12 protein-coding genes and 1 tRNA gene are annotated in these 10001 nt (G+C 66.7%); 8 read left to right on the top strand and 5 right to left on the bottom strand.

The window, feature by feature from the left end:
- Positions 1–183: 183 nt before the first annotated feature.
- The 3 genes from gpt to fabI are packed head-to-tail and all read right to left on the bottom strand — an operon-like array spanning position 184 to position 2165.
- A complete protein-coding gene (gene gpt / locus JNN06_RS15490; RefSeq protein ID WP_291240496.1) occupies positions 184–690 on the bottom strand; it encodes a xanthine phosphoribosyltransferase in 507 nt (168 codons plus the stop codon).
- A 15-nt stretch (positions 691–705) separates the two neighbouring features.
- Complete coding sequence (locus JNN06_RS15485) at positions 706–1341, bottom strand: LysE family translocator (RefSeq protein ID WP_291240495.1); 636 nt, start codon at positions 1339–1341, stop codon at positions 706–708.
- Positions 1341–2165 carry an enoyl-ACP reductase FabI gene (gene fabI / locus JNN06_RS15480; protein ID WP_291240494.1) on the bottom strand — a complete coding sequence of 275 codons (825 nt, stop codon included), beginning with the start codon at positions 2163–2165 and terminating at the stop codon, positions 1341–1343. The genes JNN06_RS15485 and fabI overlap by 1 nt, the downstream gene beginning before the upstream one ends.
- 233 nt (positions 2166–2398) lie before the next feature.
- Between fabI and pdxH the strand changes: the two genes are divergently transcribed.
- The 7 genes from pdxH to JNN06_RS15445 all read left to right on the top strand — a co-directional run bounded on the left by pdxH (position 2399) and on the right by JNN06_RS15445 (position 6280).
- Positions 2399–3016 (top strand): pyridoxamine 5'-phosphate oxidase, encoded by a 618-nt coding sequence (gene pdxH, locus JNN06_RS15475; RefSeq protein WP_291240493.1) that lies wholly within the window; start codon positions 2399–2401, stop codon positions 3014–3016.
- Between the two features lie 114 nt (positions 3017–3130).
- Entirely contained in the window at positions 3131–3661 is a 531-nt protein-coding gene (locus tag JNN06_RS15470; RefSeq protein WP_291240492.1) for a cold-shock protein, read from the top strand.
- 32 nt (positions 3662–3693) lie between these two features.
- The gene (locus tag JNN06_RS15465; RefSeq protein ID WP_291240491.1) at positions 3694–4149 is read left to right on the top strand and encodes a DUF192 domain-containing protein; all 456 of its coding nucleotides are present in this window, start codon (positions 3694–3696) and stop codon (positions 4147–4149) included.
- Positions 4150–4230: 81 nt separating this feature from the next.
- Positions 4231–4307: transfer RNA gene (locus tag JNN06_RS15460), tRNA-Pro, on the top strand.
- A 59-nt stretch (positions 4308–4366) separates the two neighbouring features.
- Positions 4367–4759: a GFA family protein gene (locus JNN06_RS15455; RefSeq protein WP_291240490.1), complete on the top strand. Its 393-nt coding sequence runs from the start codon at positions 4367–4369 to the stop codon at positions 4757–4759.
- 63 nt (positions 4760–4822) lie between these two features.
- Positions 4823–5302 (top strand): hypothetical protein, encoded by a 480-nt coding sequence (locus tag JNN06_RS15450; RefSeq protein ID WP_291240489.1) that lies wholly within the window; start codon positions 4823–4825, stop codon positions 5300–5302.
- Positions 5303–6280, top strand: coding sequence for a hypothetical protein (locus JNN06_RS15445; RefSeq protein ID WP_291240488.1), 978 nt, complete (start codon positions 5303–5305; stop codon positions 6278–6280).
- 3 nt (positions 6281–6283) lie between these two features.
- Here the strand turns inward: JNN06_RS15445 and JNN06_RS15440 are convergent, their stop codons facing one another.
- Positions 6284–7192, bottom strand: coding sequence for a hypothetical protein (locus JNN06_RS15440; protein ID WP_291240487.1), 909 nt, complete (start codon positions 7190–7192; stop codon positions 6284–6286).
- Between the two features lie 83 nt (positions 7193–7275).
- Positions 7276–7737 carry an Lrp/AsnC ligand binding domain-containing protein gene (locus tag JNN06_RS15435; protein ID WP_291240486.1) on the bottom strand — a complete coding sequence of 154 codons (462 nt, stop codon included), beginning with the start codon at positions 7735–7737 and terminating at the stop codon, positions 7276–7278.
- Between the two features lie 103 nt (positions 7738–7840).
- Here JNN06_RS15435 and putA point away from each other — a divergent pair.
- A partial coding sequence (putA, locus tag JNN06_RS15430) for a bifunctional proline dehydrogenase/L-glutamate gamma-semialdehyde dehydrogenase PutA (RefSeq protein ID WP_291240485.1) occupies positions 7841–10001 on the top strand: 2161 nt, incomplete at its 3' end.

Raw genomic sequence — 10001 nt, 5'->3', positions numbered from 1 at the left:
CGGGGGGGGGGTGGGGGGGTGGGGGGCTGCCCGCCCCCCACGGCCCTGTCGGGCCTCCCCCCGAGGATATTTTTGAACAGAAAATGAGCCTGAAGGCACCTTTTTCATTTTCTGTTTTCAAATATCCTCAGGGGGTGAATTGGCCGCGAGGCCAAGAGGGGGCGCGAGCGCCCCCTTGCAACGTCAGTCTTTCCCGCGCATCGGCTGCACATATTGCAGCGCCATATCCCAGGGGAAGAAGATCCAGGTGTCCTGGCTGACCTCGGTGATATAAGTGTCCACCTGCGGTTTGCCATGCGGCTTGGCATAGACGGTGGCGAAATGGGCCTTGGGATAGAGGCGGCGCACCAGTTCCAGCGTCTTGCCGCTGTCGACCAGATCATCGACGATCAGAATGCCGGTGCCATCGCCCATCAAGTCAGACTGCGGGCTTTTGGTCACCACGGCCTCGGCCTGGGCCTGATGGTTGTAGCTTTTGACGCTGATCGTATCGACCACGCGGATGTCCAGCTCGCGCGAGACGATCATCGCGGGCACGAGGCCGCCGCGGGTGATGCCGACCACGGCCTTCCATGCCCCGCCTTCGCCCGGGCCCTTGCCATCCAGCCGCCAGGCCAGCGCCCGGCTGTCGCGGTGGATCTGGTCCCAGCTGACATGGAAGCCTTTTTCATGCGGCAGGCGGTCGATCATGGTCTGGCCTTTTGGTTACAGGGTTTCGGTCAGGGCTTCGCTGGCGGTCTCGGCGATGAGGCCGAGGCCGAGGAGACCCAGCAGCACGGCGGCGCCCCGGTCGAGCCACAGCTTTGCCGCGGCATAGCGGCGGCGCAGCGGCGCAGTGGACATGGCGGTGGTGACCACCACATACCAGAACAGCTCGGTCCCAAGCGCCACGGCATAGATCGCGGCCTGACCGGCGAGCCCCAGCGGCCCCGGAAACAGCGCCACGATCAGCGAGGAATAGAACAGCGCCGGTTTCGGGTTCGACAGGTTCAGCGCGATGCCGCCCCAGAAGCCGGTGCCAAAGCGCGCCTTCGCGGCCTCGGGCATCGGATGGGGCGCGCCGCGCCACAGGCCCCAGGCCATCCACAGCAGATAGAGGCCGCCAAAGATTTTCAGCGCCATGTAAAGCGCGGGCACCAGCTGGAACAGCACTGCCAGCCCCGCCAGCGCGAAGAGGCACCAAAGCGAGGCCCCCACGGCCAGGCCGATGCCATAGGGCAGCGCCACCTCGCGCCCGCGGGCAAAGGCGGTTTGCATGGCGGCGATGATGGCAGGCCCCGGCGACAGGATCGCCAGCGTCAGCGTGGCAATCATGGCGAGGAAGGGGCCGGCCAGCTCCATCAGCTGTCCTTCCGGCCGGTCACCACGTCGATGTCGGGCGCATCCACCGCCTTCATGCCGACGACGTGATAGCCCGCATCCACATGCAGGTTCTCGCCCGTGGTGCCGCTGCCCAGATCGGAAAGCAGGTAAAGCGCGGCCTTGCCGACCTCTTCCTGCGTCACATTGCGGCGCAGCGGCGAGTTCAGCTCGTTCCACTTCATGATATAGCGGAAATCGCCGATGCCCGAGGCGGCCAGCGTCTTGATCGGCCCGGCAGAGATCGCATTGACGCGGATACCGTCCTTGCCCAGATCCTCGGCCAGATATTTCACCGAAGCCTCCAGCGCCGCCTTGGCCACGCCCATCACATTATAATGCGGCATCACCTTTTCGGCGCCGTAATAGGTGAGGGTCAGCAGGCTGCCGCCCGGCCCCATCATCGCGGCGGCGCGCTGGCAGACAGCGGTGAAGCTGTAGACGGAAATATCCATCGTCATCGAGAAATTGCCGCGCGAGGTATCGACATAACGGCCGCGCAATTCGGCCTTGTCGGAAAAGCCGATGGCATGGACCACGAAATCAATCTGGCCCCACATCTCCTTGAGACGGGCGAACAGCCCGTCGAGGCTGGCCTCGTCGGCGACATCGCATTCCACGAAAGTGGAGGAGCCGATGCTTTCCGCCAGCGGCTGCACGCGCTTGAGCAGCGCATCGCCCTGATAGGAAAACGCCAGTTCCGCCCCTTGCGCCGCGCAGGCCTGGGCGATGCCCCAGGCGATCGACTTGTCATTCGCAAGCCCCATGATCAGGCCGCGTTTGCCCGCCATCAATCCCGTTGCCATTCGTCCCTCACCGTCCTGTGGTCTGGCGTGCAGGTTTAGGCCATGGCGCGCCGCCTCGCAAGGGTGGGCAGGGATGTGCCGAAAGCTGATGTGCGGCGCGGTTTCATGGCTTGCAAGCCCCCTGTCAGAATGCAACGCTTGACGCAAAGGTGACAGGCTGCGCGCGGAAGGACCGCACGGGGGGCTGTCTGCGCGCGGGGGGCGACCGCGCGTCTGGCTGTGCAGGAGGCGCGATGGATCGTTCAGGCATTTTTGCGGGGCAGGACCCCTTCGGGATCGCGCGCGACTGGCTGATCGAGGCGGAGACCACGGAACCCAATGATCCCAATGCCATCGCGCTGGCCTCGGTCGATGCCTCGGGCCTGCCGAATGTGCGCATGGTCTTGCTGAAAGAGATCGAGCTGTCGGGCCTCGGCGGGGGCGCCTTTGTCTTTTACACCAATTACGACAGCGCCAAGGGGCAAGAGCTGGCGGCCAGCGGCAAGGCGGCTTTTGTCATGCACTGGAAGTCGCTGCGCCGTCAGGTGCGGGTGCGCGGCGAGGTGAGCCGCGAGGAGGGCGCGCAGGCGGATGCCTATTATGCCAGCCGCAGCCTGCAATCGCGCCTGGGGGCCTGGGCCTCGAAGCAAAGCCGCCCGCTGGCCTCGCGCACGGGGCTGATGGCGGAGGTGGCGAAGGTCACGGCGCTGAAGGGGCCGAATCCGCCAAGGCCGCCATTCTGGGGCGGGTTTCGAATCCGACCCCTGGAGATCGAGTTCTGGGCGGACGGGGCCTTCCGGTTGCATGACCGCTTCCGCTGGTCGCGCGAGAACCTCGCTGACGCGTGGAAAGTGGAGCGGTTGAGTCCATGAATTTCACGCTTCGTGAAATGAATGGCGCATTTTTCAGAGGTTTTTCGCTTGAATGCGGCGCCTTATTGACGGATTGAACTTGGGTGAAGGGTCAAACTGGGGAACGGCTCTGACATGTCAGAAGAAGCAGAGGCCATGCCGCGTGAAGTGCATGGCAAAGTGAAATGGTTCGATCCTGCAAAAGGATTCGGCTTCATCCTCGCGGATGAGGGTGGTTCGGATATTCTTTTGCACGCGAATGTGTTGCGCAATTATGGGCAAAGCTCGGTTGCGGATGGCACGGGGATCACGGTCAAGGTTCAGAATACGCAGCGCGGGGTTCAGGCGGTCGAGGTGGTGCGGATCGAACCGCCCGCCGGGGTCGCCTTCCCGCTGGGAGAAGATCAGGCTTTGGCCACGCCCGAGGAAATCGCGGCGCGGCCTTTGGAGCCTGCACGGGTCAAATGGTTCGACAAGGGCAAGGGCTTTGGTTTTGCCAATGTCTTTGGCCGGCCCGAGGATGTGTTCATCCATATTGAAGTGTTGCGCATGTCCGGTTTCGCCGATCTGGCGGCGGGCGAGGCAGTCTGCCTGCGCATTATCGAAGGCAAGCGCGGCCGCATGGCGGTTCAGGTGGTTTCATGGGAAGCTGCCGCACGCAAGTGAGCCTGCGGGCAGGGGCGGCCTTGGCCGCCCTGATGCTCGTGCCCCTTCAGGCGGGGGCGGAAACCGCCTGCGACCCGGCGCAGCTGGAGCTGCGGGGGGGAACGGGGCCCGACCGTCCGCCTCTGGCCCGTTTCCATGTGGAAATCGCCGATGACAGCGCCGAACGCGCCAAGGGTTTGATGTTCCGCGAGGCCATGGCCTCGGGGGCGGGGATGCTGTTCGTCTATGACCGGCCCCAGCCCGCCGCCTTCTGGATGAAGAACACGCTGATCCCGCTGGATATGGTGTTTGCCGATGCGCGGGGCGTGGTGACCCATGTGCATGCCAATGCGGTGCCGGGCGATGAAAGCCCGATCCCCGGCGGCGATGCCGTGCAATATGTGCTGGAAATCAATGGCGGTCTGGCCGCGCGGCTGGGCATCGTGCCGGGCGCCGAGCTGCGCCATCCGGCCATCGCGGGGGCGGCCTGGGCCTGCCCGGCGCGGTGAGGCCCCGGCGCCAGACGGCGTCGCACCAGACGCAGAATTGCCCTTTTCATCGCCGGGACAACGGGCTAGAAGGCGCGCAGTCGGGGCGTAGCGCAGCCTGGTAGCGCGACGGTTTTGGGTACCGTAGGTCGCGAGTTCGAATCCCGCCGCCCCGACCACTTCCCACCCTTGGCAAAGCCCACCCATCCCCCCTAGCATGGCCGGGGGAGGATGCGCGATGGATGATCATGAGGTCTGTGGCGGCTGTGTTTGCGGCGATCTGCGGCTGGTGGCGCGCGGGGCGCCGCTGCGGGTGGGGCTGTGCCATTGCCTGACCTGCCGCAAGCATCATGGCGCGCTGTTCCATGCCTCGGCCATCTTTCCCGAAGCGGCGGTCTGCATCACCGGCCCCCGGCAGGGGCATGAGGGGCGGTTTTTCTGCCCGCGCTGCGGCTCGTCGGTGTTTTCGCAAAGCGGGGCCGAGATCGAGGTGCATCTGGGCAGTCTGGATGCGCCCGACCGCTTTCGCCCGAGCTATGAGCTGTGGACGATCCGCCGCGAAAGCTGGCTGCCCGAATTTGCCGGTCTGGCACGATATGCGCAGGATCGGGCCGATCCGCCCGGGGCGTGAGGCGGCGGCGCTTGTGGGGGCGGGGGGCTGCGGCTAGGCTTCCGCAAACACAAGGAGAATGCCATGCGCCGCCGCCTTTTTCTGCCCCTGCTGATGGCGGGGCTGCCCTTGGCCCCGGCCCAGGCCCTGACCGTGGACGACATTCTGGCCGAGGCCCGCGCCGATTGCGCCGGGTTTGAAAAGGGCGAGATGGTGGTGATGGAGGGCGCGGTGCAGGAGCTGGAGCTGACCGGCGCCGCCCCGCCCGAGGTGCTGGTGGACTGGTCGAAGTTCAATTGCTCGACGGCGGCAAGCCTGTGGGGGGGCACCGGCGGGCAGACCATGAGCCTGCTGACCGGCGACGGGCTGCGGCAGGATTGGCTGGTGCTGGGCTGGCAGGTGGTGCAATTCGGCCAGCCGGTCTTGCTGTTGCAACTGCATGGCGCCGAATGTGGCGGCACCGGCTCGCAGCCCTGTGTGGAGGCGCTGGTCTGGGGCGGCGAAAGTTTCCTGTCGGTGCGGGCGCCGGGTGGCGACGAGGATGCGGCGGAAGGCGGGCAGTAAGTGCCGCAAAGCCCCGCGATCCGCCTGCATCTGCCGCGTCACATGCTGAATGATCCGGCGCGGCGTCCGGCCTTTTATGAGCGGCTGGCGCGGGGATTGCAGGGTCTGGGCGCGCGGGTCGAGTGGCAGCACCGCGATGCCGCGCGTTTGCGGCGCGGCGCCGAGGGCGGCCATTTTGATCTGGTGCATGCCAGTGCCATCGGGCGGGCCCAGGCCCTGACCCTTGGCGTGGCCTATCTGGACCGCTTTCAATACCTTGATCCCGAAGGGATTTTCTTTGAAAGCGCCACAGCCCGCGCGCCGTTCCATCCTGCGACGATCCCGCTGGAGCCAGCGCAGCGCTTTCTGGCCGACCTGCGGGCGGCCTATGTGACGCCGCGCCGCTCGCGCCATTTCCAGCCCGAGGCGGTGACGCGCTTTGCGGGCGGCCATATCGCGGTCTTCCTGCAAGACCTGTCGGACCCGGTGTTGCGGGCGCGCCACATGACGGCCGAGCAGATGCTGGCGGCGGTGCTGGCGCATCGGGAGGGCCGGGCGGTGGTGATCAAGCCGCATCCGCGCAATCCGGGGCCCGAAACCGGCGCGCTGCTGGCGGGGCTGCGCGGCCTGCCCGGCGTGACAGTCACCGAGGCCAATCTGCATGACATTCTGGCGGGGGCGGCGGTGTCGGTCTCGCTCTCCTCCTCGGTGGGCTTGGAGGGGATGCTGCATGGGGTGCCGGCGGTGTTCTTCGGCGCCACCGACCTGCATCACAATGCGGTCACGGTGCGCGCGCCTCAGGATTGGCCGCAGGCGCTGGCGCAGGCGCTGGCAACCGATTGGCCCCATGCGCAATTCCTGCTGTGGTTCCTGCGCCGCCGCAATATCGACGCGCGCCGCCCCTTCATGGCGCGGGTGCTGGAGCGGATGGCGGCTGCGGGCGGCGATCTGGCGGCGCTTGGCCTGCCAGTGGCGCCGCCCGAGGGTTTTCGGGTCTGAGCCTTACAGCGCGACCAGCGTGAAATCGCCGCCTTCGGCAAAGTTCAGGCTGCCCGGCGGGGTTGCCTCGAAGGTCAGCGTCACATCGAGGAAGGTGACGATGCAGCGCCCGTCGCGATACTCGAAGGCCAGTTCGATGTTCTGCGGATCGCTGGGGCGCAGCAGGATCTGCACCTCGTCCACCCCGCTGGTGAAGCCGGTGATGGTGTCCGAGCCGTCATGGTTGCGGAACACCAGCACATCGGCGCCAGAGCCGCCAAACAGGCTGTCATCGCCGCGCCCGCCCTCCAGCCGGTCTGCCCGACTGCCGCCGCGCAGGTCGTCATCGCCGCTCTCGCCGCGCAGCACATCCGTGCCACGCCCGCCTTCCAGCCGGTCATCATCCGCGCCGCCCGCCAGCCGGTCGGCGCCAAGGCCCCCGACCAGCAGGTCTTCGCCCGCGCGCCCCGAAAGGCGGTCATGACCCTCGCCGCCCCTGAGGATGTCGTCAAACTCGCCGCCCAGCAGCCGGTCGGCCTTGCCGCTGCCGCGCACGAAAAGCGGCGAACCCATCAGCTCTTGCAGCAGGGTCAGGCTGGCGGTTCCGTCGAAATGCGCTTGCAGATCGGTGGCTTGCAGCGAGATCGGCAGCACCGCCAGATCCAGCCCCGCGAAGCCGGGGGCGCTGTCAAAGGCGATGGCGCTCACCGTGCCGCCGGTCAGCTTGCCATCGCTGAATTGCAGCCCGGCGCCCCCCAGGATCAGGTCGCCTTGCTCGGTCGCGAAGGTGAGGACGCTGTCGCAGGCGATCCCGGCGACGGAAAGCCCGGCGCCCGAGGTCATCGCGACACTGAACGCCGTGTCATGCAGCGCCTCAATGTTCAGCTGCGCCATGTTGGTGGCAGTGTTGAAGCGGAAAACAGTCTGGGTCACAGATTTGGCCATGAGAAGACACCCGAGAGAAATGGACAGGGAAAAGCGCTATGAATGGCGGCAATCTACCCCATTTCGGGCCTTCAGACCAGTTCCTTCACCGCCTCCATCGCCACATAGGTCGAGGTGGCGGCGACATGGGGCAGGGCGCTGATGCGCTCGGCCAGCACGCGGCGGTAATCGGCAATATCGGCGGTGCGCACCTTCAGCAGGTAATCAAACCGGCTGGCGATCATGTGGCATTGCTCCACTTCGGGGATGGCGCGGACGGCGCGGTTGAAGGCCTGCAACGCCGCCTCGCGCGTGTCGGACAGCCGCACCTCCACAAAGGCCACATGCGCCAGCCCCATGGCGATCGGGTCCAGCATGGCACGATAGCCCGCGATCACGCCGGTTTCCTCCAGCCGCTTCAGGCGGGCCTGGGTCGGGCTTTTGGACAGGCCGATGCGGCGGGCGAGGTCGGTGGCGGTGATGCGGCCTTCGGCGGCCAGCACACGCAGAATCGCCTCATCATAGGAATCGAGGTTCAGGCGGGCGGAAGACATGGCAAACTTTCGTCAATAAAGTCGATTCGACTGCATCATGACATATGATCGGGAAAAGCGCCTGCCTCTTCCGCGCTATCCTGCGGGAAATATGGAGGATGCCATGAGCGCTTTGGCCACGACCGCTTGGACGGTGATCGAAACGGGAAGCCTGCGGGACGAGGCCGCGCTGGTGCAGGCGCTGATCGCCGAGGCGGGGCTGGATGCGGCGGCGCGCGCCCGCATCACGGCAGGCGGGGCCGAGCTGGTGCGCCAGATCCGCAACTCCACCAAGCCGGGGCTGATGGAGGTGTTCCTCGCGGAATATGGCCTCTCGACCGATGAGGGCATCGCGCTGATGTGTCTGGCCGAGGCGCTGCTGCGCGTGCCGGATGCCGAAACGATGGATGCGCTGATCGAGGACAAGATCGCGCCCTCCGACTGGGGCCGCCATCTGGGCAAATCGGCCTCGTCGCTGGTCAATGCCTCGACCTGGGCCTTGATGCTGACCGGCAAGGTGCTGGACGAGCGCGAGCCGGGCGTGGTGGGCCATCTGCGCGCCGCCGTCAAACGGCTGGGCGAGCCGGTGATCCGCACCGCCGTGGGCCGTGCCATGAAGGAAATGGGCCGCCAGTTCGTGCTGGGCGAGACCATCGAGGCCGCGATGAAACGCGCGCGCGAGCTGGAGGCCAAGGGCTATACCTACAGCTATGACATGCTGGGCGAGGCCGCGCGGACCGAAGCCGATGCGCGGCGCTATCACCTGTCCTATTCCAAGGCGATCACTGCCATCGCGGCGGCGGCCTCGGGCGGCGATATTGGCGTGAACCCCGGCATTTCGGTGAAACTCTCGGCGCTGCATCCGCGCTATGAGGTGGCGCATCGGGCGCGGGTGATGACCGAGCTGGTGCCGCGGGTGCGGGCGCTGGCGGGCCTCGCCAAGGCGGCGGGCCTTGGCTTCAACATCGACGCCGAGGAGGCCGACCGGCTGCAACTCTCGCTGGAGGTGATCGAGGCGGTGCTGGCCGATGAAAGCCTGGCCGGGTGGGATGGCTTCGGCATCGTGGTGCAGGCCTATGGGCGGCGGGCAGGTGCCACGCTCGACTGGCTTTATGCGCTGGCCGAGCGGCTGGATCGCCGCATCATGGTGCGTCTGGTGAAGGGCGCCTATTGGGATGCCGAGGTGAAGCGGGCGCAGGTCATGGGGCTGGACAGCTTCCCGGTCTTCACCCGCAAACAGGCCACCGATGTCAGCTATATCGCCAATGCGCGCAAGCTGTTGCGGATGACCGACCGCATCTATCCGCAATTCGCGGGCCATAATGCCCATACCGTTGCCGCCGTGCTGGATATGGCGGAGGCCGAGGGAGTGCGGCTCGATCAGTTCGAGTTCCAGCGCCTGCATGGCATGGGCGAGCGTCTGCATGACATCGTGCTGACCGAGCGCAAGGCGCGCTGCCGCATCTATGCCCCCGTGGGTGCGCATCGCGATCTGCTGGCCTATCTGGTGCGGCGCCTGCTGGAAAACGGCGCCAACAGCAGCTTCGTGAACCAGATCGTGAATGAGGAAGTGACCCCCGAGGAGGTTGCCGCCTGCCCGCTGACCTATATGGAAGCCGTGGCCTCGGTCGCCAATCCGGCGATCCTGACCGGGCCTGCGCTGTTTGGCGGGCGGGTGAATTCCAAAGGGTTCGACCTGACCGACACCGCCGATCTGGCGGTGATCGAGGCGGCGCGCGCGCCCTTTGCCGAGACGATCTTTGACGCAAGGCCCCGGCTCGCAGGGCCGGTGGCAGGCGGCCAGCGGCAGGATGTGCGCAACCCGGCGACGGGCGCGCGGGTGGGCAATGTGATCCCGGCCAGCCGTCCCGATGTGGAAACCGCGCTGGCGGCGGCAAGCCCTTGGGCGGCGGCCCCGGCCGAGCGGGCCGAGGTGCTGCGCCGCGCGGCTGATCTGTACGAGGCGCATTTCGGCGCGATCTTTGCCCTTCTGGCGCGCGAGGCGGGCAAGACCCTCGCCGATGCCGTGGCCGAACTGCGCGAGGCGGTGGATTTCCTGCGCTATTATGCCGAGGGCGCAGCGGGGCTGGTGGCGCCCGCGCGCGGGCGGTTTGTCTGCATCAGCCCGTGGAACTTCCCGCTGGCGATCTTCTCGGGGCAGATTGCGGCGGCCTTGGCCGCTGGCAATGCCGTGCTGGCCAAACCCGCGCCGCAAACCCCGCTGATTGCCGATTTCGCAGTGGCGCTGCTGCTGGAGGCCGGGGTGCCCGCCTCGGCGCTGCAAC

The sequence above is a fragment of the Gemmobacter sp. genome (genome assembly GCF_016792925.1).
In the GTDB taxonomy this organism is placed as follows: Bacteria; Pseudomonadota; Alphaproteobacteria; order Rhodobacterales; family Rhodobacteraceae; genus Gemmobacter.
This window is presented reverse-complemented; position numbering and strand designations above follow the sequence as displayed.

What these genes read in the sequence shown, in the direction of transcription:
- JNN06_RS15465 (WP_291240491.1), top strand. Translation starts at nt 3,694, where the DNA reads ATGCTCGTGCCCCTTCAGGCGGGGGCGGAAACCGCCTGCGACCCGGCG.
- pdxH (WP_291240493.1), top strand. Translation starts at nt 2,399, where the DNA reads ATGGATCGTTCAGGCATTTTTGCGGGGCAGGACCCCTTCGGGATCGCG.
- JNN06_RS15455 (WP_291240490.1), top strand. Translation starts at nt 4,367, where the DNA reads ATGGATGATCATGAGGTCTGTGGCGGCTGTGTTTGCGGCGATCTGCGG.
- JNN06_RS15470 (WP_291240492.1), top strand. Translation starts at nt 3,131, where the DNA reads ATGTCAGAAGAAGCAGAGGCCATGCCGCGTGAAGTGCATGGCAAAGTG.
- fabI (WP_291240494.1), bottom strand. Translation starts at nt 2,165, where the DNA reads ATGGCAACGGGATTGATGGCGGGCAAACGCGGCCTGATCATGGGGCTT.
- JNN06_RS15435 (WP_291240486.1), bottom strand. Translation starts at nt 7,737, where the DNA reads ATGTCTTCCGCCCGCCTGAACCTCGATTCCTATGATGAGGCGATTCTG.
- gpt (WP_291240496.1), bottom strand. Translation starts at nt 690, where the DNA reads ATGATCGACCGCCTGCCGCATGAAAAAGGCTTCCATGTCAGCTGGGAC.
- JNN06_RS15450 (WP_291240489.1), top strand. Translation starts at nt 4,823, where the DNA reads ATGCGCCGCCGCCTTTTTCTGCCCCTGCTGATGGCGGGGCTGCCCTTG.
- JNN06_RS15485 (WP_291240495.1), bottom strand. Translation starts at nt 1,341, where the DNA reads ATGGAGCTGGCCGGCCCCTTCCTCGCCATGATTGCCACGCTGACGCTG.